Here is a 25,848-nt window from a genome sequence, read left to right on the forward strand (position 1 = left end):
TGACTATCGATTTTTTTTAAAAAGTCACTCACTATTTCCATATACAAGGAGGTGAGCGCTGGACTAGCGAGATATTGAAATGTTTTAAAAATAGGTTGGTTTGTAGCTCTCATTTGCTAGTTAAAAAGGATAAAAAAATTGAATTGTATATGGATAGTGTGAAAATATTTTACTTATAAATACGAGGGGGAAGTTATATGAAAAATAAAAAATACACATTTCTGTTTAGCGCGTTGATAGCGTTGTTATTACTAATTACAGGCTGTAATTCGTCTAGTTCAGGCTCAACAGCAAACGAAGGACAAAGCAAAGAGGGCAATAGTGACAGTGGGGAGGAGAGTTATACGTTTAAATTAGCTAGTGTATCGATTCCAGAGGATCCTGATTCAGTTTATATCTATAAAATGTTCATGGATAAAGCGACAGAATTTTCAAACGGAAAATTACAGTTTGAATGGTATCCTTCCCAACAGCTGGGATCAATGGCAGATTATATTACTTTAACTGCAGACGGTGTAGCTGATATTGGAATGTTTTCCGCAAGTGTATTTCCAAGTGAACTATCACTGGCCAATAAAGTCACTGCTTTACCAGGGTTATATGCAAATTCATACGAAGGCTCAATGGCCTTTCATGCTGTTAGTCAGCAAAGTCCAATGATTGATGAATTTTTAAGTCATGGTGTTAGACCTTTAGTGGCGGTCACAACGCCAACATTTAATTTCTTCTCTAAAGGCGCAGAAATTAAAGTTCCAGATGATTTAAAAGGAAAAAGGGTTCGGACAAGCGCTGGTACTTTATCAGAAATCATCCAACTGGCTGGTGGTACTCCAGTAGGGATTGCTGCACCAGAAATCTATGAAGCCTATGATAAAGGAGCAGTTGATGTTTTACATCAGTACGCAGCATCAGATACAGCTCATGGAATTAGAGAATTAAGTAATTGGGGCAGTAGGAACCTTGGGTTTTCTGCAGGAACAACTGGATTAATGATTAGTGAAAAATTGTGGAACACATTACCTGAGGATATTCAGAAAGCCTTGTTGGATGCTGGGGATTATGTTGCAGAGAATGGTTCGAAGGCATGGGACCAAGATACAACTGATCGGGAGCAAAGATGGATTAATGACGGGGATGTACCGCTGCATGACGTTACCGATGCTGAAAGAGAAGAATGGCAGAAATTCTTTTCCGAGTTCAAACAGCAATTCTTGGAAAAACAAGATAGTGATTTTGTAACTGTTTTTGAACAGTTTAAGGCAGAAGTAGATAAAGTAAAAGAATAATATTCTAAATTAGTCAAACTGCGTTCCTTCTATTAAATTCTCATCGCGAATCTATATAAGGTGCTCGATTAAACCTTAAAGGAGGTGGTGCGATGGCTTAAGGAATAGGGTTATCTAGCCTATTGTTATTAAATTTCAATTCTTCACTTTACCACAGGTAATGTGGTGAGCTCCTATACCTGTAATCATATGGTTGACGATCGTCTAAAAAGAAACTAGTAATCTTTTAGTATAACTATAGTAATTATTAATAATTTTAAGGAGATGTTTAATGATGCAACAAACAGCGAAAAAGGTAAAATATCCAAAACTATTCGAACCAGGACAAATTGGTGGGTTAAAATTAAAAAATAGACTTACGATGTCACCAATGGGAAGTTTTTTGGACAACGCTGATGCTTCTCTTAATGATATTCAACTAGAATATTATGAAAAGCGTGCAGCAGGCGGTGTTGGTTTAGTCCATATTGAAGCCCAATATATCACAAACAAAACAGACCCTTGGATTCAGACGAAGACTATTGCCGATACAGATGCTCAAGGCGAAGGCTGGGCAATTCTTGCCGATCGCATTCATGCTCATGGGGCGAAAATGGGGATTCAATTGAGCATTGGTTTAGGAAGAAATGGGTTCTTATTTGGAAACCAAGGACAGATGGTATCTGCATCAGCGATTCCATCCCATCGTGATCCTGACCATATTTGTCGAGCATTAACAGTTGAAGATATTCACTATTTGGTTGGCTGCTACGAAAGAGCTGCACAGCGTGCGTTAAAAGCTGGTGTTGACCTTCTGCAAATTCATGCTCATGCTGGATATTTACTTGATCAATTCATGACACCGTTATGGAACAAGCGAACAGACGAATATGGCGGAAGCTTTGAAAATCGCATGCGTATTGTTAAAGAAGCTTATGAGGCGATTCGTAATGTCGTAGGTCCTGATTTCCCAATTACGATTCGTTTAGGTGGTTATCATGATTTCCCTGGTGGCAGAGAGATTGAAGAATCAATTGAAATCTGTCAATACTTAGAGAAACTTGGATTTGATGCTCTTGATATTGACTTAGGTGCGTATGAGCGCAAGCAATGGATCGTACCTACTCCAGTTCATGGAATGTCTAGTATGGCTCATGCTGCTGCTGAAATTAAGAATCATGTCAATATTCCGGTGATTAATGCGGGTACACATACTCCTGAAACAGCGGAAGCTTTATTAGCGGAAGGTGCAATCGACTTTGTCCAATTGGGACGCCCATTAATCGCTGATCCTGATCTTCCAAATAAACTATTGAATAATCAGGAAGAGGATATTAGACCATGTCTATTCTGTAATGAAATGTGTGATGGCTATGTTCAACTTGGAAAAGGTATCACCTGTTCGATTAATCCAGTAACAAACTTCAGATTACATTATCCTGATATCAAAGTTGATGTTAATAATCTTGAAAACTCTGTTGAAACTCCTAAAAATATTGCGATTATCGGTGGCGGTCCTGCGGGAATGGAAGCGGCACGAATTGCGGCAATGCGTGGCCATAGTGTAACCATTTATGAGCGTAACGGTACGCTAGGCGGCCAAATTAATATTGCATCCGGTGTCTCTTTCAAACATCGTTTAAAGAAATTTACTACTCATCAACAAATTCAACTGAGAAAATTAGGTGTGAATGTTGTTCTTAATAAAGAGATCAGTGCCGATTCTCCAGAATTAGCTACGGCCGATCATATTATCGTGGCTTTGGGTTCTAGACCAGTAACGGCTGACATTAAAGGAATCGAGAGAACAAATGTGATTGAAATCCAGCAAGCACATATTCATCCTGAATTGATTGTTGGAGATAAGGTTATTATTGCCGGAGGTGGAAGAATCGGTACAGAATTTGCCTTAGAACTTGGCCGTAAAGGAAAAGAGGTAATTGTTGTCGAAAAGGGCGATGAGGTTGCACATGATTTGATTATTGAAAACCGTAATCCATTAATGTTCAAATTAGAAGAGGTTCCGGTAGAGATCCTAACTAATCATGAAGTTACAGAATTTACTGATAAAGGTGTAATCGTACAGAAGGCTTCCGGAGAGGTAATTGAAATTGAAGGAGATACAGTGATTGCAGCATTTGGAAGAAGAAGTTATAACGAGTTAGCCGATCAAATTTGCGAAAAGTATAGTAGTGCAGTACGTGCTGGAGAATCTATTGAGAAAGGGCACACTGGAATTGCCGTTCATTCAGGATTCATCGCAGGTTTAACTTGTTAATTAATATGAACAGCTATCTGGATTTTTACTAAATCAATTTTGCGATTTTATAAATTTTCTTGGTATTTCTATAGACTAACTCGCTATTTCCAACCGTTTTTTCACAACGTGAATGAAATAGCGAGTTTTGCCACGTATATAGGATGAGGACATATGAAAGGAAAGAAATTTTTATTTATTATAAGCTGTTTCTCGGTTTTAATTTTTTTAATTACAGGCTGTAGCTCTTCAAATACAGAAGAGGCTAGTAAGGAAAATAATGAAGGGCAGAATAATGACGGTGTCCAAGAAGTGAAGGATAGCTATACCTTTAAAGTTGCTACTCCATCGACACCAGAGGACCCTGATTCCGTATTTATTTATAAAGCGTATATGGATAAAGTAACAGAATTGACGGATGGAAAAATTCAATTTGAATGGTATCCATCCCAACAGTTAGGGGCATCGGGGGATTATATCCAATTAACTAGAGATGGAGTTGCAGATATTGCTATGTACACCACAAGCGTTTATGCGAATGAACTATCTCTTGGTAACAGAGTAACAGCTTTACCTGGCATCTATGATAATTCTTATGAAGGTTCGATGGCATTTCATGCCGTAAGTCAACAAAGTCCGATGATTGATGAATTCTTAAAACATGGGGTAAGACCTTTGTTAGCAGCAACTTCGCCAACCTTTAATCTTTACACGAAGGGTACTGAAATTAAAGTTCCATCTGATTTAAAAGGCCTTAGAGTGAGAACAAGCGCAGGAACACTGTCTGAACTTATTCAGGCAGCTGCTAGTATTCCTGTGGCGATACCGGCACCAGATATTTATGAAGCCTATGACAAGGGTGCTGTAGACGTTCTTCACCAAAATGCAGCTTCAGATACTGCATATGGAATTAGGGAATTGAGTAATTGGGGAACTAGAAGTCTAGGATTTTCTGCCGGAACAACGGGCCTGATGATTAGTGAAGAGTTCTGGAAATCCCTCTCGGAAGATCTTCAACAAGCGATGACTGAAGCGGCTGATTATGTTGTGGAAAATGGTTCCAAAGCATGGGATAAGGATCACATTGAAAGAGAAGATAGATGGATTGAAAGTGGAGATGTCCCATTACATGATATTACCGAATCTGAGAGAGCAGAGTGGGATAAATTCTTCAAAGAGTTCGAAGAGGAATTTGTGGAAAAACAAGGTGATGAATTTAAAACGGTCCTAGAGCAATTTAAGATGGAAGTTGAAAAGGTGAGACAGTAGACATTTATCGATAAAATTTTTAGAATATTCTGTTATATAATGCAAATGGAGTATGTTGAGTTGGCATATTTCCAACCTTGCTAATTCTAAAATAGTAGGTTTTGGAAAGGGAGGATTTTAAATGACGAATGGGTTTTTTACACAGGTATTACAGGTAGGAATTGTTGTCGATGATCTTGAAGCGTATATGAAAAAATATGAGCAAGGCTATGGTTTTGCAGATTGGAAAGTCAAATTTTATAACGAGGAAAATACTAAGGTTCACCAAGAAGAAAAACAATTTTCTATTAAAGTAGGGTTTACTAATCTCGGTAACATCCAATTTGAATTAATTCAGCCATTGGATGAAACAAGTGTTTATGCCGAGTTTTTACGAGAACATGGACCTGGACTTCACCATCTTGCATTTGCAACTGATAATCATGATGACACATGCAAAGAAATGGATCGCAGAGGAATTCCGATACTTCAAAGCGGTGAAAGCCAGCGGGGGACATTTACTTATCTAGATTTGCGAAGAGAATTAGGATTTATTGGTGAAATTTACAAATAAACCGTGTGAATGGAGAGACGTATAAAGATGACAAGACAATTTTCAATTTCTTACCTTACGACATTAAATGTTCCACCACCAGAGATGATCCACATCGCAGCTCGAGCAGGATATGATTTTGTCGGATTGCGAACGATTGCTCCTGCTGATCCAAAGTTTTCTGTTTCAGATCCTGGATATCCCTTGTCAAAAGACAAGGCGATGTTACGCGCTACGAAAAATGCCTTGCAAGATACTGGACTTAAATTACTCGATCTTGAGGTAGTCGTCATTTACGATGGATTGAATCCTACGGATTATCTTAATGACTTTGAAGCAGCTGCTGAGTTAGGTGGGCGTCATGTGGTTACAGTAGTGAAATCAGAGGATCGAAACTATGCAATTGAATGTTTTGCAGAACTTTGTGATTTAGCGAAACCATTTGGGTTAACAATGGATCTAGAGTATGTAACTTGGTTTAAAGTGTCGACCTTAAAGGATGCACTTGAAATCGTAGAAGCAGCCGGTTGTGATAATGGTGGGATTTTGGTTGATCCTCTTCATCATCATCGTTCACGAGTGGATAATGCTGAGTTAGATCAGTTGCTGCAAAAATGGATTAATTACGCTCAGCTCTGTGATGGACCTAGCCATATTCCGTCTACAGTTGAAGAACTGGTTTATACAGGTACGAAAGAACGTTTATATGTTGGTGAGGGCGGAATTGATGTTGAGGGAATTGTTAAGAGACTCCCAGAAGTTCCTTATGCCATTGAAATGCCTCATGTCAAGCGGATAGAAGAATTAGGAGCGGAAGAATTTGCTCGCAGATGTTTACAAACTGCCAAAGACTATCTTGATCAAAAATTGGGTGTTACTAAATAGCTTTTAATTAAACTATTTTTAATAGTTTAGTAATTTTTTAAAAATATATAGTGGGGGTTAATATGAAAAAAATAAAATTATCTTTGTTTCTTATATTGGCATTGGTTTTGGCTGCCTGTGGTAACACAACGAGTACACATGGTGGAGAATCTAATCAAGGAAATAATAGCAATAATACCAATGGATCTGAATCATCAGGAGATGAAAAATATGTGTTAACAATGACACATGGGTATGGACCTGATTCAAGTCATGATAATATCGTTGAGTGGTATGCAGATGAAGTCGAAAAAAGAAGTAATGGGCGTTTAGTCATTGATATTTATCCGAATGGTCAATTAGTACCAATTGATCAAGAGGTTTCTGGGGTTTTACAAGGACAAGTCGATATGTCACATACTAGTTCTCCAAATCTAGCGAGTTTTGATCCAATTTGGAATTTCTTTGAGCTCCCTTTTACCTTTGACTATAAACCAGAGGATCCTAGTTATTATTTAGAACAAAGATCCCAATTTATTAATGATGAAAACGGTGGTCAATGGTTTGCTAAAAATATGGAGGGAAAAGGTCTTACCGTTTTAGGTATTGCTTATACTGATATTTTTGGTTCAGTTTTTACAAATGATGACAGTAAACTACTTTCTAGTCAAGATAATGCGAAAACCTTGAGAGTAAGATCACCAGGGGGCATTATCACACCTGAAACGATTCAAGCTTTGGGTGGAAGCAGCATGACTATTTCTGGTACAGAGGCTATCACTGCTTTACAGCAAGGTGTCATTGATGGAATGTTGACCGTCCCTATGTACGCACATGAGTCCCAATTGCCAGTAAAAACGTATACAGTAGCTCCAATGTTTAACCCGGTAACGACCATTTTAATCAAGACTGAAAAGTTTCATTCATTACCAGAGGATCTTCAACAATTATTGATTGATACTGGAAAAGATTACGAGCAAAATGCAAAAGAAATGATAATTAATAACCTCCCTACAGTTCTAGAAAAATTAGAATCTGAAATGGGAGTGGAAATTTACTATCCGACTGATGAAGAAATTGCTGCAATGAGAGAGGCAGTAGAACCTGTTTGGGAGTTTTTTGAAAAAGAGGTCGACGGTGGGAAAGAAATAATGGACTCACTTTCTACGTTCAATCCAACTCAATAAAAACAGTTACAGTCTAAACAAATGTTTGAAGAAAACCAATCAATTTTTGGCCCCTAGTTTATTAGTCCGCTAGCAAACTAGGGCCATAAAAAGGAGGGAACAGCTTGAGTCAAAATCAGAAAGTAAACAAAGGAATCGCATACATTGATAAAGGCCTGTTAGTGATTGCTTTAATTTGCTTAATTATTAGTGTGATTGGTGCTGTTGCCAGTGTGTTTTTTCGATATGTGATGGATTTATCCTTTCAGATGATTGAAGAAATCTGCCGTTACTCGATCATTTATGGGGTTTTTGCTTATATTGGCCCCCTTATCAAACAAAAAGAACATTTAAAGATGAGTATTCTCCAAGACCATTTAAAGGGAAAGGTAAAACTTTATAACGACTTGCTAATCAGTGTCTTACTATCTGCTACCTTTGCTTATTTATTATGGTCTAGTATTGTGTGGACAAACTCTTTATTAGCAATAAATATGCTAACAGCATCTGGAACGATGTTAATGTTTGTTCCGGCGTTTGCGATTCCGATTGGAATGTTTTTAGGATGTTTGTATTCAATCTTGCAAGTGATTAATGACATTACCGAGATAAGACAATATGTAAAATCGGAAACATTCATTGACACCAATATAGAATCGTAAACGTAGTTTTTGCTAACCTTATAGAAAGATGTTGAGAGTATTGAAGAAGGAGGCGATAAGGTGTTTGTTATCGGGTTTATTATCTTAGCATTTCTATTAGTAATCGGGGCCCCAATTTGGTTGGCATTGGCATTGAGTGGAGGCTTTTGGGTCATTGTGCAAATGGGATTACCTATTTCTAGTGTTGCCTCTCAATTTTTCACAGCAACAGATTCTTGGATTTTGTTGGCAGTCCCATACTTCCTGTTGGCGGGAAATTTAATGACATTTATGGGTCCAGCCGGCAAGTTGTTTCGGTTTATTGCTAATCTTGTTGGTCATCTTCCTGGTGGTATTCCAGGTGCAGTAGTAGTAACAGCAGCTATTTTCGGAGCACTTTCAGGATCTTCTGTCGCCACTGTTGTCGCCGTCGGTTCAATGGCAGTTCCACAAATGCTAGCCAATGGCTATACGAAAGAGAGTACTTATGGAATTATTGCAGCTTCAGGTACATTAGGTCAAATTATCCCCCCTAGTATTTTTATGATTTTGTTTGCCGCATCGACTCAAATTGACCCAGGTAAGCTTTTCTTAGCAGGGATTGTACCTGGTATATTCATCGCATTCGTGTTAATGTTTGTCGCTGTCATTGTTAGTTTTCGAAATGAAACCTCTAGACCGAAAAGAGCGAGCTTTACCGAGATTGGGACTTCGTTTTTGCAGGCATTCCCAGCCCTGTTGATGCCAGTTATTATTTTAGGCGGAATCTATGGAGGGATTTTCACTCCGACCGAAGCGGCTGCGATTGCGATTGTCTATGTACTACTCATCAGTTTTCTATTTAATCGGAAAGACTGCACACTTAATAATTTGAAGAAGAGTTTAGTCAGTACAATGACCACTACAGCGATCATTTATATGATTTTAGGTGGAGCAAAACTATTTTCTACAGCGATGACTTATTTAAATGTACCACAAAATCTAACTGAATTTGCTGTTCAATTGACTGTGCCAAATTGGGCGATTATTCTAATTATCATTTTAGTATTTTTGATTTTCGGAATGTTCTTGGATGCAATCCCAATTTTGTACTTAACTTTGCCGATTCTATATCCAATTGTTTTGTCATTAGGATATGATCCAATTCACTTTGCAATGGTTACCGTTGCTGCTTTAATGATTGGACAAATTACGCCGCCAATCGGATCGAACCTGTTTGCAATCAGTGGCCATTTCAAAGAACCTCTTGGTGTTATTGTTAGAGGGTCTGCCCCATATTTAATTGGTCTCGTTATTTCAACATTAGTCCTATTATACGTTCCATGGCTAAGTACCTTTTTATTTAATTAATGGTTAACAGCCTTCTAAAAGACCATGACTAGTTATAAAAAATATTTTTACAGGAGTGTGTAAGGAATGAAAGCAATGGTTTATTATAGCCCTAAAAATGTGAAGATTGAAAATGTTTCCGAACCACAGGTACAACCTGGAAAGGTGAAAGTGAAAGTGAAGTATACGGGTATTTGTGGAACTGATTTACACGTATATCGTGGAAATAAAAGGATTGGTGCTAAAAGTCCAATGATTTTGGGTCATGAATTTGCTGGAGAAATTGTCGAAATTGGCGAGAGTGTGTCGTCGTGCCAAGTGGGAGATCGAGTTGTGATTGAAAATTTCTGGGGCTGCGGCGAATGTATATATTGTCGTGAGGGAGAATATTATGCTTGTCAACATCTAGAAGCCTATGGACTTCAACATCCTGGCGGTTTCGCTGAATATGTTGTCGTAAATGAAAATAAAGTTTTCCAGCTTCCAGATAATATTAGTTTTGAGACTGCTGCTGTCATCGAGCCAACATCTGTTGCGATGCAATCAGTAAAAAATAGTAGTTTAAAAATCGGTGATACTGTTGCCGTGTTTGGATCGGGACCGATGGGATCACTTGTAACCCAATGTGCAAAAGCAGCAGGGGCTAGCAAAATTATCGTTGTCGGACATCACGAAAACCGCCGCCAAATAGCTATGGAAATGGGAGCAGATGTGGTGATTGATCCCAAAAAAGAGGATCCGGTAAAGAAAATTAAAGAATTAACTGGCGATGGCGTTGACGTAGCTTTTGATGCGGCTGGTGTAGAAGAGACTTTCCTTGCTGCGCTCGACAGTGTAAAGCCGAAAGGCGAATTAATGATTGTCAGTGTGTTTGCAGATCCAGTCACATACAACCCTTTCTACCAACAAAAAGGGGTAAAGACGATAAAAACAACGAGAGGGAATCATCATATGTTTCCGAAAGTGATGGACTTATTATCCAAAGGTTCAATTGTCATTGATCCCGTTGTTACTAATAAAATCAGTCTAGATGATATTGTTGAATTAGGCTATAATCGGCTCCTTGCTGGTGAAGAAGGAAAAGTGATTGTTTCTCCTGAAAGATAACATGAAAAGAATGATATAAATTATTTTTTCATAAAAACTTTGGAGGTCATAATGGGAAAGATGAAAACAAAAAGGAAATCTTTTTTAATTTGTCTGATGTTTGTCTTGTTTTCTCTGCTAGCAGCTTGTAGCAGTGCAGATGATGTGGGTACAACGTCGGACAATTCCAACCAATCTGAAGAAAGCTATATATTTAGAGTGGCTACTTCGTCGGTAGCGACTGACGCTGACTCCGTATTTCTTTACAAAGCTTATATGGACAAGGCTACGGAACTTTCAGATGGTAGAATTCAATTTGAATGGTATCCAGCGGAACAGCTAGGAAAATTAGCCGATTTTTTTACGATGACTAATAATGGAGTAACTGACATTGGTATGTTCACTGCCAGCGTGTTTAATAATGAGATGCCGCTAATGAATAAAATTACTGGGTTACCAGGATTATTTGGTTCAGCCTATGAAGGGACGATGGCGCTACACGCGGTCAGCAAACAAAGTCCAATGCTTGAAAGTGACTTTTTAAGACATGGAGTAAGACCTTTGTTAGCAGCAACGACACCGACTTTTAATTTTTACTCAAAAGGCGTAAAAGTAAACAAGCCAGCGGATTTAAAAGGATTAAAAGTAAGAGTAAGTGCAGGCACCTTATCTGAAATCATTCAAAAGGCTGGAGGAGTTCCCGTAACCATTCCATCTCCTGATATTTATGAGGCTTATGATAAGGGAGCTTTTGATGTCCTCATGAATCTGGCTGGTTCTGATGAGGTTCATGGTATTAGGGAACTTAGTCAATGGGGTACTCGTAACCTGAACTTTGCATCAGGGACAACAGGATTAATGATTAACGAGGAGTTATGGCAATCCCTTCCGCAAAATATTCAAAATATTTTGCTAGAAGCAGGAGATTACGTTGCTGAACATGGGTCGACAAACTACCAGAATGATATTACGGAAAGAGAAGAGAAATGGATCGCTAATGGAGACGTTCCTTTACACGATTTGACCGAAGAAGAACGAGCAGAATGGCAAAAGTTGTTTGATGACTTTGCTCAAAAATTCATCGAGAAACAAGATGTAGACTTTAAAATTGCTTTTGAACAATTTGAAGCAGAAGTAGCCAAAGTGAAGGAATAACTAAAAATCTATAGTTGAACTAAGTAAAACTTTAGAATTAAAAGGAAAGAGGCTGCTATTTTTCTTTAATAGCAGCCTCTAATTCCTTGATTACTTGTTTTTCGAAGACTAGACTATTTATTCTATTATTTAGGAGGCCATTTCAATGCAAAAGATGAATCCTTTTCCAAACCCTTTTAATAATGGTTCCATTCAACAATTATGTTATACCGTAAACAACTTAGATGAAGCAGCGAATCAGTGGGCCGCGGCTTTTGGTGCTGGTCCTTTTTTCGAACGACTACATCGTCCAGTTGGTGATTTAACTTATAAGGGAGAAACAGCTACTCTCGATCACTCACATGCACTCGGACAATGGGGGCCCATTCAGATTGAGCTATGGCTTCAGCATTGTGATAGTCCAGCCGGATTAAAAGAAATGAGTACGATTGAAAAAGGTTTTGGCCAACTTCAACATATTTGCTATACAGCAGGTGATTTTGACAAGGAGCTTGAGCGAATGGAAGCTCTAGGATTCCCTGCGGTTTGGCGGTGTACTGCTTTAAATGGCATGCGTGTTGCAATGTTTGATACAAGAAAACTCACTGGGGCAATGACGGAAGTATATGAAGAAAGTGAAGCCGTTAAACATCTATACGCGAGAGTGGCGAAGGCGGCTGAAGGTTGGGACGGTTCTCGACCTTACCGTAAAGAAGAAGAACTACCTGAATTAGATTAGTCATCATAGATTAATAGTTATGGCCATAAATTTTATTTTTAGAGAATTAACCGTCCAACAAAATGAAGTGAAGGAGAGATTCATATGAAAGCAATGCAATACTATGGTGCACGGAATGTTAAAGTAGAAGAAGTAGCAGAACCGTTTGTACAACAAGGTACAGTGAAAATTAAAGTTAAATATGCCGGAATTTGTGGGACCGATTTGCATGAATACCATGCCCAAAGAATTGTTCCTACTGTGCCGATGATTATGAGTCATGAATTTACTGGTGAAATTGTTGAAATTGGTGATGGGGTAACGAAATTTGAAGTTGGTGATCGTGTAGTCGTATCTCCGATTATTTCTTGTATGGAATGTCCAAGTTGCCGTGATGGTATTTTTAATACATGTGACAACTTAAAGGCATATGGTATTCATTACAATGGTGGTTTTGCTGAATATGCGGTAATCCCTGAGGCAAATGTGATCCCAATTCCAGATAGTTTAAGCTATGAATTAGCTGCCATTGTTGAGCCGGCTTCGGTAGCAATGCAGGCTGTTCATACGAGCACATTAAAAATCGGTGATAAAGTTGCCGTTTTTGGCGCTGGGCCGATTGGTTTACTTATCACTCAATGTGCAAAGGCAGCGGGAGCAAGTCAAATTTTTGTTGTCGAAATTGAAGAGGCAAGACAAAAACTTGCGTTTGAAATGGGAGCGGATATAGTCATTAATCCACTGGAAGAAGATGCTGCACAAAAGATTCTAGAATTGACGGATGGGGGGGTTAATATCGCCTATGAAGCTGCAGGAGTGGAAGCGACTTTCAATGCAGCGCTTGATAGTATCAGACATAATGGTGAGGTTATGATCGTGAGTGTTTTTACAAAACCAGTCACATATAACCCGGTTATTCAAGAAAAGGGTCAAAAGAAAATCCATACCTCTAGAGGGTATTTTAAAATTTTCCCAAGGGTGATTGCATTATTACAAAAGGGATCACTTCAAGTGGAACCGATTATAACTAGTAAAATTGCGTTGGATGACATCGTTGAATTGGGTTTTGAAAAATTAGATGCTAGAAAAGACGAATGTAAAATCTTAGTTTCTCCAGAAGTTTAAAGACTATTATTGGATATAAGATACTAATTTTAAAAAACCATTTCTATGGACATTTGAAATGCTATTGCGCCATCTCTTATATTTTAAGAGATGGTTTTTTATTAGTCTGAAATTAAATTTATTAAAAATTCAGTAGTAATTGTAGACATTAGGGTCTATTTTATGTATATTATAAATAATAAGTTTTATATATAAAATTAGATTATATATATCAAACAGTTAGGAGAAACACAAATGGGGAAAAGTCCAAAATATTATGCACCATCCGTGGATACGGCTGCTAGAATTCTTGATTTTTTAAGTAGATATGAAACAAAGAGAAGTACTTTATCAGAGATAAGTTCCGCATTAGAAATTAATAAAAGTACTTGTCTGAGAGTTTTAAAAACATTGGAAATTCATAACCTTGTTTATCAGGAGACAGAAACTCTTAAGTATTCATTAGGAGTTGGAACAGCAGTTTTAGGTTCACGAGCATCTGAAACACTTGAATATTTAGCAGAAATAAGGCAACATCTTGCCGAGCTGTCTGAAAAGACGGGTTTAACCACTTGCTTTATTCAACGAGTTTCAAGGAAACGCTTGATGATTGTTGCCCAACATGAAGGAAAAGACGAACCGCATGTAATCTTATCTATTGGTAATAAGTTTCCAATTATAGAGACTTCTTATGGGAACTGGGTGTTAGCATACTTAGAAGAAGGAGAAAGGGAGGAGATTTTATCAGAAGGACTTAAACAATTGACAGAGTACACAATTACAGACCTAAATAAATACCGCCAAAACTTAGAGGAAATAAAAAAGGATGGGTATCTTGTTTCCATTGATGAGTACTATCTTGGGATCAGCGGTTTTTCTTTTCCAGTTTTTGATACGAGAAAAGAATTGCTAGGTGTGATTGCTGCGGTTGGATTAACCGAAGCACTTGAACATGAACACATTGAAAAGATTACTGCAGAAATAAGGACTTTTAGTCAGCGCTTTCATATGAACCGCACTGGTGGTCTTAGGTTTGTTGGACCAAACTTATAAAGTAAATACATGGATAGGATGGAATTACCCGGTGTGGCTAGGAACTATAACGTTAAATAATAGTAATAGAAAGGAGACAACACATTGGAATTAGGATTAAATGGTAAAGTTGCACTTATTACTGGTGGAAGTAAAGGGATTGGCTTGGCGACCGCCACTCGGCTTGCAAAAGAGGGCGCTAAAATTGCAATCTTTGCTCGTAATAAAGAGTCATTAAATCTAGCTGCCAAAAAGATATCTGAATACTCTTTCGATAAAGTGGTTATGATTGCAGGTGATGCTAGTATAAAATGTGATTGTCAAAGGGCAATTAATGAAGTCGTTGAACACTTCGGCCAAATCGACATTCTTGTTAACAATGCAGGTGTAGGAAATGCCTATCCATTTGAAGAGGTGACAACAGAGTTATGGCAGGAAGACCTTGATTTGAAGCTATTCGGAGCCATCCATTGCTCTCGCTTTGCTATTCCTCACATGCGAAAAGCAGGTGGTGGTGCAATTGTAAATATCACAACAAATGCTGCGAAAGCTCCCCCAGCTTCATCCTTACCTACAACTGTTAGTCGCGCAGCTGGTCAAGCGTTGACAAAGGCAATGAGTAGAGACCTCGCAGCTGATTCTATCCGTGTCAATACGGTTTGCATTGGAATCATCAGAAGCGACCAATTAGCAAACATGAGAACGAAACAAAATCTTACATGGGAAGAATTTGATCAGCAATTGAATATTCCGTTAGGGCGGAGTGGGAATGTTGAAGAGGCGGCGAATGTGATTAGTTTTTTAGCATCTCATGCTGCTTCTTATGTAACCGGAACCGCGATAAATGTCGATGGGGGTGGTGGAGCTACTTTATAGTTCTATCATGTAGGACGTCAGTAAAAAAGATACCATATTTTTGATATGGTATCTTTTTTCACATGGCAGAAGATGGGTACATATTTCATATTTTCATTTTAAAATTCAGAATATTATGATAAAATGAAAATAGAAAATAACTGGTAATATTTATCGTATATCGATAATGTTGGAACGAAGTTTAGAAGAGCTTTGATTAATTACTTTCATTTATAAGTAATCACAGTAGTAATGGGAGGGACAAACAGATGGAATACCAACAAAATAAGCAATCAACCATAGAAAGTAATTATGCAAAACTATTAGAACCCGCTTACATAGGAAAAATGAAATTAAAAAATAGAATGATTTTGTCACCAATGGGTACGTTCCTTGATCATTCAGATGGATCGATATCCAAAGCGCAATTGGACTATTATGAGGCTAGGGCAAAAGGTGGCGTTGGAATGGTTACCGTTGAGGCCCAATATATCACCAATAAAACAGATCCGTGGCTGAAAAACAAAACCGTTGTTGATACAGATAAACAACTAGAAGATTGGAAAAAACTGGCGGACTGTATTCATAAATATGATGCGAAAATTAGCTTGGAATTAAGCATTGGTTTGGGGAGAAATTCGTTTGGTTTTGAAGATGGAGATATGGTGTCAGCGTCAGCAATTTCTGCTGGCAGAGTACCGAATGTGATCTGCCGGCCACTAACAGTTTCCGAAATTAAAGATCTCGTTGCTTGTTATGGAAGAGCTGCTAGACGAGCGCTCCAAGCAGGGGTCGATTGTTTACTTATACACGCCCATGCAGGGTATCTCCAAGATCAATTTCTCACACCGATTTGGAACAAACGGACAGATGAATACGGTGGAAGCTTTCAAAATCGGATGCGGTTTATTACAGAAACCTATAAAGCGATTCGAAACGAAGTTGGACCAAATTTTCCAATTGCTGTCCGTTTAGGTGCTTATCACGATTTCCCCGGTGGAAGGACTTTAGAAGAAGGGATAGAGATTATTAAATACTTGGAAGGGGTAGGGGTAGATGCCTTCGATATTGATATTGGGTGTCTCGACCGAAAGCAATGGATTACTCCAACCATCTATCATGGTCTCTCAAGCATGGCACATGCTGCTGCTGCAGTAAAAAAAGAAGTAAGTGTACCGGTGATCAATGCTGGAACGCACTCCCCTGAGTCTGCAGAGGAGCTATTAAAAGAAGGTTTGATTGATTTTGTCCAGTTTGGCCGTCCGTTAATTGCTGACCCAGAATTACCTGTTAAATTATATAATAATCAACCGGATGCGATTCGCCCTTGTATCTTCTGCAATGAATTTTGCATTGGGAATACCCAAAAAGGAAAGGCGATTTCATGTGCTGTTCAACCGCAAATAAACTATGAAACTCATTTTCCAGAAGAAGCTGCAAAAGGAATTTACCCGGATGTAAAAGTAGATACACCAAAAAAAGTCGTTGTGATTGGGGGTGGACCTGGAGGTATGGAGGCGGCAAGAGCTGCAGCATCAAGAGGACACGAAGTCACTCTTTATGATAAAAACAATACGCTAGGGGGGCATCTTGTCGTTGCCTCAAAGCTATCATTTAAAGGTAGATTGAATAAATTTATTACTTGGCAAGAGCGCGAACTTCGCCAGCTAGGAGTGAAAATTGAGTTAGGTAGAAGCATCAACGAAAATTCCCCAGAGCTAGCATCCGCTGATCAAATTATTGTCGCACTAGGTCAACAACAAATCACACCGGAAATAAAAGGAATTGAGCAAAATCATGTAATCGATGTGATTCAAGCATATAATCAACCTGAATTAATTAAAGGAGATAATATTGTTATTACCGGGGCAAATATTGATGGCTGCGACCTTGCTTTAGAATTGGTGATGAGAGGGAAAGACGTAACAATCGTGGAAAAAGATGATGAACTCATACGAGAGGCGTTAGCGGATAATCGAGATCCATTGATGTTTAAATTTGAAGACTATCATGTAAACGTTTTAACGAGTAGAAAAGTTGTTGAATTTACAGCTACTGGTGTTAAAGTAAGGGATTCATCAGGAGAAATACATGAAATACAAGCGGATACAATTGTCACTGCATTTGGTAGAACAGCAGAAAGTCAGCTTACAAAGAGGATTTGCGAAAAATATAAAACGGTGATTCCACTAGTCATTGATCATCCAATTAGTGTGACTGGGCGAGCTGTCCATGCTGGATTCAAAGCAGCATTATCGATTTAACTATATTGGCTGACCCCCTCACTCTAATAGGTGGGGGGACAATTTCAATCTATTAGAGGAGTGTTATGACAATATGCGGATTAAAAGTAGAGGGAAGTACTATGATGAATTGAATGTAGGAGATATTTATGAACATGCAATTACGAGGACAGTGACGGAAACAGATAATTTGTTGTTTACAACACTTACTCATAATCCACAGCCACTCCATCTAGATATGGAATTTTCAAAATCATCAATAAATGGAACAACAATTTTTAATAATTTCTTTACGATGGCATTTGTTGTAGGTGCTTCCGTATCTGATTTAACTTTATTTACAACAATCGCTCATTTGAATTATGAGGAAATTACAAATCCAGTTCCCGTACGCATTGGAGATACGCTCCGTGCAGAAACTGAAATAATTGCGAAAAATGATGAGGAAACAGAAAACGATTGTGGGAAAGTCTGGTTTGAACATCGTGGCTATAATCAAAATGGAGAACTCGTTTGTAAGATTAAACGGGTAGCGTTAATGCTGAAATCGGAACATGCGATTGTTTAATAAATGATTTCGCTTTTGATTATGGGTAATCGAAAGGGGTGATGAGGGGAAGATAGGCTAATCGTTACAATTAGTTGTCTGCGATGGATGAATGTGTAAAGTCTATTGATATGGAATAAGGAGGTTTCCTAATTGCAAAGGACGGTACTATGCCAAAAAGATGAATTGTTATTAGGAGATAAGAAAGTATACCAAGTGAGTCGATTATCTATTTTATTGGTACGTAAAGAAGATGAAAATTTTTGCGCGGTCCGAAATGCTTGCCCACATCAGGGAGCAGAGCTTGGGAAAGGTGTACTTAGAGGAGGAGCCAATTCAAAAGCTGTGAAAGAAGTCTGTTATGAGAAACCAGGCGGCTTTATTTATTGCCCTTGGCATCATTGGAGTTTTGACGTAGAAACGGGTTGTTCGATGCATGATCCAGAAAATACGAAAATTAGGACCTATGAGGTTAAAGTTGAAGGCAATGAAGTCGTCATTTACTCCTAACAATTAAATTCATGAACGATAGCACGAGCTCATTGTTGACCGAATGAATAAGTAAATGGTAGGAAGGGGAAAATCCTGTCTACTTTGACGAATAAAAGTGATAATCCAGCTGTAGCTAAAAATAAAATCCCGGTAATTGATTGCGATGTTCATCCAAATCCGAAGCAATATGAGGACCTAAACCCATACTTAAGTGATTATTGGCGCGATTTTTTAAATGATTGTAAATGGAAGGGGATTTTTCCGAATATCCCTTCAATGCCAATCGTTGCAAATGCCGGCCATCGGATGGATAGTGTACCTCCTGAGGGAGGATTAGGCTGTTCATCATTGAGTTATTTTAAGGAAGATGTCATGGACCGCTATAATTATGCTAATGCAATTTTATTCCCTGACTCAACCTTCCAACTGGCTGCCTCTCCTCAGCATGAAATGGCTACAGCACTAGCGTCAGCCTATAATGATTGGGAAATTGAACATTGGTTGGAAAAAAATCCGAATCTACGTGGCTCAGTTGTAGTTGCCTCTCAAGATCCAGAAAGTGCTGCACGAGAAATAGACCGTGTTGGAAGCCATCCGCAAATGGCTCAAGTCGGTTTATCTATCCATTCTCCTTATGGCGGCTGGGGAGATAAACGTTATTATCCGATTTGGGAAGCTGCTTTGCGTAATAATTTAGTATGTACATTCCACGTATCCGTTCCTGGAGGTCTATTTAGACCTGGACCAGTTTATGTGAATTATTATCCTGAAGATCAAACGATTCATACTTTAACTTACCAGGCACAAGTCGCAAGTATTGTTTTTGGTGGCGTGTTTGAGAAGTATCAAGAATTAAAAATGTTATTTGTAGAAGGCGGATTCGCTTGGCTGCCTAGCGTCATGTACACGATGGATACCCATTGGCGAAATTTAAAAAGAGAAGTACCATGGGTCAAACGCCCTCCAAGCCAAATTGTAAGGGAGCATATGTGGTTTGGGACACAACCATTCATTGAACCAGCAAGACATGAAGACGAAAAACATATCGTTGACATCTTAAAAATGGTAGGTACCGATCGTTTCGTGTTTACAAGTGATTATCCACATTGGGAATTTGATGCTCCACATGCAGCGTTAGCAACGATTCCAATCGATATTCGCAGAAAGATTTTATATGAGAATGCAGTAGGCCTATTTGCGTTGCCAGATCCGGTTTAAGTAATTTATTCTGAATATTATTTCTTTTTGGTTTAAGAGGTTCATCTTTTGATTACCTCTTAAACTTTTAAATCTTATCTATTAAAAAGAAATTATGGGGGGATTCAATTGAAAAAATTTATATCAGCAATCGTTGTCCTATTGTTTATGTTATTTATCACGGCTTGTGGAAACTCAACGAGTACGAATGAGAATAGTAGTGAAGGTGATTCCGGGTCAACTGAAACTGAGAAGCAAGAGGAAAAATATGAGTTGACAGTTTCCCACGGATTTCCAGAAACAGCATTTGTTCATAAATTTGTTGAATGGTTTGACGAGGAAGTTCAAAAACGTAGTGATGGTAGATTATCATTTAATATTTATCCAAATGGGCAACTTTTGCCGGTATCTCAAGAAGTGGCTGGTTTATTAGATGGTCAGGTTGACATGGTCCAAAGTACATCTCCGGTTCTAACTGGTATTGATCCAATTTGGAACTTTTACGATTTGCCATTTATTTTCAACTACGATGTCAATGAACCGCTAGTTCATTTAGAAAATATGACAAAGTTTAATCTGCATGAAAACGGTGGAAAATATATCGAAAAGCAAATGGAAGAAAAAGGGATTAAAGTTTTAGGAATGGTTTATAATGATTATTTTGGTTCAATCTTTACTGCAGATAAAGATAAAATTGTTACTGATTTGGCCAGTGCCAAAGGCTTAAAAGTGAGAACACCTGGTGGGATTATTACACCTGAAACATTAAAACAATTAGGTTCAAGTGGAATGACAATAGCTGGTGCTGAGGCAATTACAGCATTACAACAAGGAGTAGTAGATGGGACGTTAACTACGCCAATGTTTGCATTCGATACAAGCCTTCCAGTAGAAACTTATACAGTGGCGCCAATTTTTACAAGTGTTGTCCCTTTATTAATTTCTGTTAATAAATTCAACTCTTTACCGCAGGATCTTCAAGAGATTCTACTAGAAGTGAAAGAAGATTATCCTCATCATGCTCAACAGGTTGTTTATGAATCATATGTAGAAAAATTAAAACAAATGGAAGAAAGAGGAATTGAAATCTATTATCCAACAGACGAGGAGATTGCTGAAATGAAAGAAGCAACACAACCTGTTTGGGAGTTCTATGAGAAAGAAGTTGATGGGGGAACACAATTGATTGAGGCTCTTAAATCAATGGAATAAAGGAATTTACTATATTTGAGTGGAGGTTTTGAACATAAATAATATGGCAGGTGTTCTTATCCCTGGAAGTCTAGCAGACTACGTAGGTGCTGACCTAATTCAATTAGGCTTTGTTACAAAAGATCTTGAGCAAGCGATGCAGTTTTTAAAAAAGTCCTATGGAGTTAAAAAATTCCTAACGAAAGAGTCGAGAGTAACGGATGCAACGTATGAGGGGAAGCCGGTTAACTTTTCAATTAAAGCAGCACACGCTTATATAGGGAACCTTTTCCTAGAAGTGATTCAACCTGTTTCTGGAGAGAATCCATATGATAAATATTTAACTGATACAGAAAGAAAGGTGACCTTACATCATCTCTGCATGAAAGTAGCCGATTGGGAAAAAACAATTGCCGATATCCAAAAGGCCGGTTTCGAATTTTCTTTTGAAGGACATAATCCAAAAGGCGGTATTCGTTTTGGTTATATTGACATGACGAAAGAGATGGGGCTCATGTTAGAATTTATCAACGGTGGTGATTCTTTATTTGACAAATTAAAGAGTGGCACCTATTAAATAAACGGTAATTGATAACATCGATTCGATTAACTAAAATTTCTAGCGTTGTCCAGCCAATTTTTTTAGCTGAAATTAATAATTTACTTGCACTACTCGCTACTTGATAACCAACAGCCCTTGCGATTAAAAGAGTGAGTAATTTGAATAGTCAATGTTTTAGGGAACTAGTAAAAGATTTTAGCAGCTTACTAGGAGAATGAAACCTTAGGAGGCGTTTATAATGAACCGAGCAAACAATAATGTTTATACAGAGGAAAAAAAGAGCAATTATCAAAAACTTTTTGAGCCTATCAAAATAGGTGGTCTATCATTAAGAACGCGAACTGCAATGGCACCGATGACCCGTTGTTTTTCTGATGATATTACTGGAGAAGTAAATGATGAGATTGCTGAATATTATCGACGCCGTGCTGCAGATGGCATTGGCTTGATTATTAGTGAAGGGACTGTCATTAGTCCGCGCGCGAAAGGTCATCCAGGCGTACCAGGATTATTTACTAGGAATCAAATTCGAGCGTGGAAAAAGGTCACAAATGCGATACATAATGAAGGGGGCACAACCGTTGCCCAGCTTTGGCATGTTGGCAGACTTTCCTATTCGCAAATGACGGGAGGGGATCCGCCGTTGGCTCCTTCTGCAATTAAAGCCGGTGGACATGCGAAACGATCACGGCCGCGGAGAGGTCATGACACGCCAGTGGAGATGTCCTTAGACGATATTAAAGAAGTGATAAACCAATATTCACAATCAGCTAAAAATGCGATTGAGGCTGGTTTTGATGGAATTGAAATTCACGGTGCCCATGGGTATTTAATAGACCAGTTCAATTGGGATGCTTCAAATAAGCGAAATGACCGGTATGGTGGAGATTTACAACAGCGTTTTACCTTTATGAAGGAAGTATTAGCTGCGGTTATTGATGCTATTGGTGCAGATCGCGTAATTATGCGCTTCTCCATTTGGAAGTTAGATCAGCCAGACTTTTTATTTGATGATAATGAGGAGATAATTAAGGCGTTTGTTGACGCATTTAAAGAAGTCGGTTTAAAAATCATTCATCCTTCAACAAAGGATTATTCCCAAGTTATCCAAGATGGGATGAAGTTACATCAACTTGTTCGTAAACATTGGGACGAGGCAATTATTGGTGTCGGTGATCTTAATCCCAAAACCGCAGATCAAGCGTTACAAGAGGGGGCGATTGATGTAGCCGCATTTGCTCGTCCGTTGCTTGCTAATCCGGATTTTATACAACGAATTAAAAATCGGGAAGAATTAGTTACGTACGACAAGGATAAACATTTGTGGGTATTAAAATAAGCAGAATTAAAAAGGACCTGTATCAGGTCCTTTTTATAATACAGCTACTATTCTTCAAACACTATTGTTCTCGTGAATGTTGGTGATTTGTTTTTTATATGCCTTTTTCCCATGGAGGAAATAGTAGAAAAATAACGATGCAAATACGATGACCGCTAATACTAAATACATATTGCGAAAGCCAATGATTGGCACGAAGTATCCTAGAATGAAGGGCCCAATCCCTACTCCTGTTTCAACGAATATAAAAAACGTGGACGTTGCTAGCCCAGCCCGGTAACGAGGGATTATTTTAACCGCAATTGTTTGCGTGGCAGAAAGTAAATTCCCATAACCTAACCCTATCAAGGCACCTGCAAGTAACAGGGTAACACTGTTGGCGGCTTGGCTCATTACGAGCAATCCTGTCGCAAAGCAGAGGATTGAGGGATACATCACAATGTTATCGCCTCTAGTATCGAGTAGTTTTCCTGTGAATGGCCTTGAAATAAAGATGAAGATTGAATAAACAAGAAAAAAGAAAATAGCTCCAGATATTAAATTAATTTCTTCGGTATAACTAGCTAGAAAAGATAGAACACTAGAATATGAATAGGCAAATATCCCCATAATGAGCGAAATTGGAAATACTTTTTTCTCAAAAAAATCGGAGAACTGAAATTTTTTCATTTCCTCTAATTGCTCATTGGTGAGCTCAACTTCAGGGATAGTTAAAGGCAATGTGAGCAGGATGCTGAGTAATGATACAGCAGTACAAACAATAAAAACCATACTCATACTTGAGTACTGTAGAATAAATACTCCTAATAAGGGTCCAATCGCTGTGGCAAGTACAAAACTAATCGAGTAATAACTAATTCCTTCTCCTCTTCTTTGAGGAGGAATTAAATCTAAAACGGATGTTTGTATAACTGAAAAGGAGATTCCAACCCCTACACCGTGTAAAAATCGGACAATGATGAACAGAGATAAATTTTCTACCGGAAAATAGACCAATGAGATGATGAGCGAAGAAATAAGTCCAATATAGAGAAGTTTCTTTCTTCCAAGTATCTCAAGGTATTTTCCAACGAATAATCGGGCAGAAAGCAGGCCAATGACAAAAATACTGGCAGCCAATCCGGCATAGCTTTGGGATGCGTGGAATTTTTCGAGGGCATATTCAGTAATCGTCGTCACCGTTAATAAGAATATAAAAGCAATCAAAAATGATACCAAGGTAATGGTTATAAAATCCTTAGTCCATAAGCGTGTTTTTGAAGTTGTATCCATCTTACCGTCTCCAATACATTTAATTTCCTCACATGAATATTTTCGGAATAATATGTAAATTCAATCAATTAAGTTTAATTATAACAGAACAAATTTTCTAATACAAAAAATGATACTTTTTATAAAGACTTATTTGAGAAAATTATTAATAATTAATAATTGAAAATTTTAAAAAATTAGACTATTATAAAATAGAATGATCATTAATAGAAGATTAAATAGCTAGTTCGTATATATTAATAATCTATTAATAAAGTTATTTCGAAAGTGGAAATCAAATTCACCGGGTATCAAATTGGAAAACAACAATTTAGTTTTACTTTCAGAGAGAAATTTAAATTTAGGAGGATAAATATGGAAACAATTGCCGTAATTGGAGGAGGTCCTGCAGGATATGTAGCAGCGATAACGGCTGCACAAAAAGGTCGAAATGTGATTCTTATTGAGCGTCAGTCACTTGGTGGGACTTGTTTGAATGAAGGCTGTATGCCAACAAAAGCATTATTAGAAACTGCAACAAGGTTGGATAAAGTCAAAGAAGCACATCTTCTAGGGGTAAAGGTAAATGAGGGGGCTATTGAAATAGATTGGTCGGCTGCTCAACAGTATAAAAATAACATCACAACAAATCTCGTTGCAGGCATCCAGTTTTTAATGAAGAAAAATAAGATAACTGTTCTAAATGGAGAAGCCTCCTTTATTGATCGTTATCAGCTTCAGGTTCTTAATGATAAAGGAGTTCAAACTGTAAAAGCTGATAAATATATTATTGCTACCGGTGCGGATCCAATTGAAATCCCAATTGCTCGGTTTGATGGCGAGTGGGTGATTAACAGCACACAGGCACTTACACTTTCTGAAGTTCCTGACTCCTTATTAATCATTGGCGGAGGGGTGATAGGGTGTGAGTTTGCTAGTATTTACAGTCGCTTAGGCACGAAAGTAACAATAGTGGAAATGAGCAATCATCTCCTCCCGGGCGAAGACGCTAAAGTTGTATCGATATTAGAAAATAACCTGAAAAAGTCTGGTGTCACGATGTATACTTCCTCAAAGGTAATCAATGTAGATAACGCCAATCAGCAAATTCACGTTGAAACAAATGAGGGGAAAATCCAGCTTGAAGCAAATAAAGTGCTTGTTTCAGTTGGACGAAAACCAAGGGTGACCGGCCTAAACCTTGAAAATATCGGTGTCAAGCTAACTAAGCAAGGCAGTATCCAAGTGAATGAAGCGATGGAGACGACAATTCCTGGTATTTATGCATGCGGGGATGTTATTGGTGGAATGCAACTCGCCCATGTCGGCTTTCACGAAGGAAAAGTAGCTGCTGCAAATGCTTGTGGAGAGGTAGAAACTGTCCAATATCACGTTGTCCCTCGCTGTATTTATACTTCACCAGAAATCGCAAGTGTCGGACTGAATGAATCACAAGCAAAAGAACAATACGGGGATATTCGAATCGGTGAATTTTCATTCTCTGCAAACGGCAAAGCGATGATTGAAGGTGAACGAGTGGGTAAAGTGAAAGTGATTGTTGAGGCCGAGTATAATGAAATTGTTGGCGTTTCAATCATTGGTCCACATGCAACCGAACTAATTGGGCAAGGTGTGATAATGATGCATAGTGAAATGACAGCGGACGCGATGAAAGACTTGATAACTGCTCATCCGACCTTATCTGAATCAATTCATGAAGCATTATTAAGTGTTATTGGGGAACAAATACACTTTTAGTAGATTGAGGAATAAC

The 25,848-nt window shown here is 38.2% G+C and carries 23 protein-coding genes; 22 read left to right on the forward strand and 1 reads right to left on the reverse strand.

The features are described 5' to 3' along the window. Window positions 1–197: 197 nt before the first annotated feature. The 21 genes from dctP (GNT69_RS13940) to GNT69_RS14040 all read left to right on the forward strand — a co-directional run bounded on the left by dctP (GNT69_RS13940) (window position 198) and on the right by GNT69_RS14040 (window position 22,823). Window positions 198–1,286, forward strand: a complete 1,089-nt coding sequence (gene dctP / locus GNT69_RS13940; RefSeq protein WP_203555592.1) for a TRAP transporter substrate-binding protein DctP — start codon at window positions 198–200, stop codon at window positions 1,284–1,286. Window positions 1,287–1,557: 271 nt separating this feature from the next. Next, window positions 1,558–3,543, forward strand: a complete 1,986-nt coding sequence (locus GNT69_RS13945) for an NAD(P)/FAD-dependent oxidoreductase (protein WP_203555593.1) — start codon at window positions 1,558–1,560, stop codon at window positions 3,541–3,543. Window positions 3,544–3,696: 153 nt separating this feature from the next. Then, the gene (dctP, locus tag GNT69_RS13950; RefSeq protein WP_203555594.1) at window positions 3,697–4,791 is read left to right on the forward strand and encodes a TRAP transporter substrate-binding protein DctP; all 1,095 of its coding nucleotides are present in this window, start codon (window positions 3,697–3,699) and stop codon (window positions 4,789–4,791) included. Between the two features lie 121 nt (window positions 4,792–4,912). Beyond that, window positions 4,913–5,344 (forward strand): VOC family protein, encoded by a 432-nt coding sequence (locus tag GNT69_RS13955; RefSeq protein WP_203555595.1) that lies wholly within the window; start codon window positions 4,913–4,915, stop codon window positions 5,342–5,344. A 27-nt stretch (window positions 5,345–5,371) separates the two neighbouring features. Further along, on the forward strand, window positions 5,372–6,208 hold the full coding sequence (locus tag GNT69_RS13960) for a sugar phosphate isomerase/epimerase family protein (protein WP_203555596.1): 837 nt from the start codon (window positions 5,372–5,374) through the stop codon (window positions 6,206–6,208). A gap of 62 nt (window positions 6,209–6,270) precedes the next feature. Beyond that, window positions 6,271–7,374, forward strand: a complete 1,104-nt coding sequence (locus tag GNT69_RS13965; protein ID WP_203555597.1) for a TRAP transporter substrate-binding protein — start codon at window positions 6,271–6,273, stop codon at window positions 7,372–7,374. Window positions 7,375–7,478: 104 nt separating this feature from the next. After that, on the forward strand, window positions 7,479–8,015 hold the full coding sequence (locus GNT69_RS13970; RefSeq protein ID WP_203555598.1) for a TRAP transporter small permease: 537 nt from the start codon (window positions 7,479–7,481) through the stop codon (window positions 8,013–8,015). A 60-nt stretch (window positions 8,016–8,075) separates the two neighbouring features. After that, entirely contained in the window at window positions 8,076–9,344 is a 1,269-nt protein-coding gene (locus tag GNT69_RS13975) for a TRAP transporter large permease subunit (RefSeq protein WP_203555599.1), read from the forward strand. A gap of 66 nt (window positions 9,345–9,410) precedes the next feature. Continuing rightward, window positions 9,411–10,430, forward strand: coding sequence for a 2,3-butanediol dehydrogenase (locus GNT69_RS13980; protein ID WP_203555600.1), 1,020 nt, complete (start codon window positions 9,411–9,413; stop codon window positions 10,428–10,430). Window positions 10,431–10,481: 51 nt separating this feature from the next. Continuing rightward, window positions 10,482–11,564 carry a TRAP transporter substrate-binding protein DctP gene (dctP, locus tag GNT69_RS13985; protein WP_203555601.1) on the forward strand — a complete coding sequence of 361 codons (1,083 nt, stop codon included), beginning with the start codon at window positions 10,482–10,484 and terminating at the stop codon, window positions 11,562–11,564. A 145-nt stretch (window positions 11,565–11,709) separates the two neighbouring features. Beyond that, a complete protein-coding gene (locus tag GNT69_RS13990) occupies window positions 11,710–12,282 on the forward strand; it encodes a VOC family protein (protein WP_203555602.1) in 573 nt (190 codons plus the stop codon). Between the two features lie 84 nt (window positions 12,283–12,366). Next, window positions 12,367–13,386, forward strand: coding sequence for a 2,3-butanediol dehydrogenase (locus GNT69_RS13995; protein ID WP_203555603.1), 1,020 nt, complete (start codon window positions 12,367–12,369; stop codon window positions 13,384–13,386). 234 nt (window positions 13,387–13,620) lie between these two features. Further along, entirely contained in the window at window positions 13,621–14,418 is a 798-nt protein-coding gene (locus tag GNT69_RS14000) for an IclR family transcriptional regulator (RefSeq protein WP_203555604.1), read from the forward strand. 84 nt (window positions 14,419–14,502) lie between these two features. Continuing rightward, window positions 14,503–15,273 carry an SDR family NAD(P)-dependent oxidoreductase gene (locus GNT69_RS14005; protein ID WP_203555605.1) on the forward strand — a complete coding sequence of 257 codons (771 nt, stop codon included), beginning with the start codon at window positions 14,503–14,505 and terminating at the stop codon, window positions 15,271–15,273. A gap of 248 nt (window positions 15,274–15,521) precedes the next feature. Beyond that, the gene (locus GNT69_RS14010) at window positions 15,522–17,516 is read left to right on the forward strand and encodes an oxidoreductase (protein ID WP_203555606.1); all 1,995 of its coding nucleotides are present in this window, start codon (window positions 15,522–15,524) and stop codon (window positions 17,514–17,516) included. A 73-nt stretch (window positions 17,517–17,589) separates the two neighbouring features. Beyond that, window positions 17,590–18,063 carry a MaoC family dehydratase gene (locus tag GNT69_RS14015; RefSeq protein WP_203555607.1) on the forward strand — a complete coding sequence of 158 codons (474 nt, stop codon included), beginning with the start codon at window positions 17,590–17,592 and terminating at the stop codon, window positions 18,061–18,063. Window positions 18,064–18,195: 132 nt separating this feature from the next. Next, on the forward strand, window positions 18,196–18,552 hold the full coding sequence (locus tag GNT69_RS14020; RefSeq protein ID WP_203555608.1) for a Rieske (2Fe-2S) protein: 357 nt from the start codon (window positions 18,196–18,198) through the stop codon (window positions 18,550–18,552). Window positions 18,553–18,636: 84 nt separating this feature from the next. Next, complete coding sequence (locus GNT69_RS14025; protein WP_203555609.1) at window positions 18,637–19,752, forward strand: amidohydrolase family protein; 1,116 nt, start codon at window positions 18,637–18,639, stop codon at window positions 19,750–19,752. Between the two features lie 108 nt (window positions 19,753–19,860). Next, entirely contained in the window at window positions 19,861–20,943 is a 1,083-nt protein-coding gene (locus tag GNT69_RS14030) for a TRAP transporter substrate-binding protein (protein WP_203555610.1), read from the forward strand. A 28-nt stretch (window positions 20,944–20,971) separates the two neighbouring features. Then, on the forward strand, window positions 20,972–21,499 hold the full coding sequence (locus GNT69_RS14035; protein WP_203555611.1) for a VOC family protein: 528 nt from the start codon (window positions 20,972–20,974) through the stop codon (window positions 21,497–21,499). A gap of 223 nt (window positions 21,500–21,722) precedes the next feature. After that, on the forward strand, window positions 21,723–22,823 hold the full coding sequence (locus GNT69_RS14040; protein ID WP_203555612.1) for an oxidoreductase: 1,101 nt from the start codon (window positions 21,723–21,725) through the stop codon (window positions 22,821–22,823). A 54-nt stretch (window positions 22,824–22,877) separates the two neighbouring features. On the opposite strand, the gene GNT69_RS14045 is transcribed toward GNT69_RS14040, so the two are convergent. Then, on the reverse strand, window positions 22,878–24,095 hold the full coding sequence (locus GNT69_RS14045) for an MFS transporter (protein WP_203555613.1): 1,218 nt from the start codon (window positions 24,093–24,095) through the stop codon (window positions 22,878–22,880). A gap of 354 nt (window positions 24,096–24,449) precedes the next feature. On the opposite strand from GNT69_RS14045, the gene lpdA reads away from it, so the two are divergent. Beyond that, window positions 24,450–25,832, forward strand: coding sequence for a dihydrolipoyl dehydrogenase (lpdA, locus tag GNT69_RS14050; protein WP_203555614.1), 1,383 nt, complete (start codon window positions 24,450–24,452; stop codon window positions 25,830–25,832). The last annotated feature ends 16 nt before the right edge of the window (window positions 25,833–25,848 follow it).

The sequence above is a fragment of the Bacillus sp. B15-48 genome, assembly GCF_016879755.1.
Lineage (GTDB): Bacteria > Bacillota > Bacilli > Bacillales > Cytobacillaceae > Mesobacillus_B.

Coding starts and splice junctions, on each gene's coding strand:
- GNT69_RS13960 (WP_203555596.1), top strand. CDS start 5,372: ATGACAAGACAATTTTCAATTTCTTACCTTACGACATTAAATGTTCCA.
- GNT69_RS14045 (WP_203555613.1), bottom strand. CDS start 24,095: ATGGATACAACTTCAAAAACACGCTTATGGACTAAGGATTTTATAACC.
- GNT69_RS13945 (WP_203555593.1), top strand. CDS start 1,558: ATGATGCAACAAACAGCGAAAAAGGTAAAATATCCAAAACTATTCGAA.
- GNT69_RS13965 (WP_203555597.1), top strand. CDS start 6,271: ATGAAAAAAATAAAATTATCTTTGTTTCTTATATTGGCATTGGTTTTG.
- dctP (WP_203555601.1), top strand. CDS start 10,482: ATGGGAAAGATGAAAACAAAAAGGAAATCTTTTTTAATTTGTCTGATG.
- GNT69_RS14040 (WP_203555612.1), top strand. CDS start 21,723: ATGAACCGAGCAAACAATAATGTTTATACAGAGGAAAAAAAGAGCAAT.
- GNT69_RS13955 (WP_203555595.1), top strand. CDS start 4,913: ATGACGAATGGGTTTTTTACACAGGTATTACAGGTAGGAATTGTTGTC.
- GNT69_RS14010 (WP_203555606.1), top strand. CDS start 15,522: ATGGAATACCAACAAAATAAGCAATCAACCATAGAAAGTAATTATGCA.
- GNT69_RS14000 (WP_203555604.1), top strand. CDS start 13,621: ATGGGGAAAAGTCCAAAATATTATGCACCATCCGTGGATACGGCTGCT.
- GNT69_RS13995 (WP_203555603.1), top strand. CDS start 12,367: ATGAAAGCAATGCAATACTATGGTGCACGGAATGTTAAAGTAGAAGAA.
- GNT69_RS13990 (WP_203555602.1), top strand. CDS start 11,710: ATGCAAAAGATGAATCCTTTTCCAAACCCTTTTAATAATGGTTCCATT.
- lpdA (WP_203555614.1), top strand. CDS start 24,450: ATGGAAACAATTGCCGTAATTGGAGGAGGTCCTGCAGGATATGTAGCA.
- dctP (WP_203555592.1), top strand. CDS start 198: ATGAAAAATAAAAAATACACATTTCTGTTTAGCGCGTTGATAGCGTTG.
- dctP (WP_203555594.1), top strand. CDS start 3,697: ATGAAAGGAAAGAAATTTTTATTTATTATAAGCTGTTTCTCGGTTTTA.
- GNT69_RS13980 (WP_203555600.1), top strand. CDS start 9,411: ATGAAAGCAATGGTTTATTATAGCCCTAAAAATGTGAAGATTGAAAAT.
- GNT69_RS14015 (WP_203555607.1), top strand. CDS start 17,590: ATGCGGATTAAAAGTAGAGGGAAGTACTATGATGAATTGAATGTAGGA.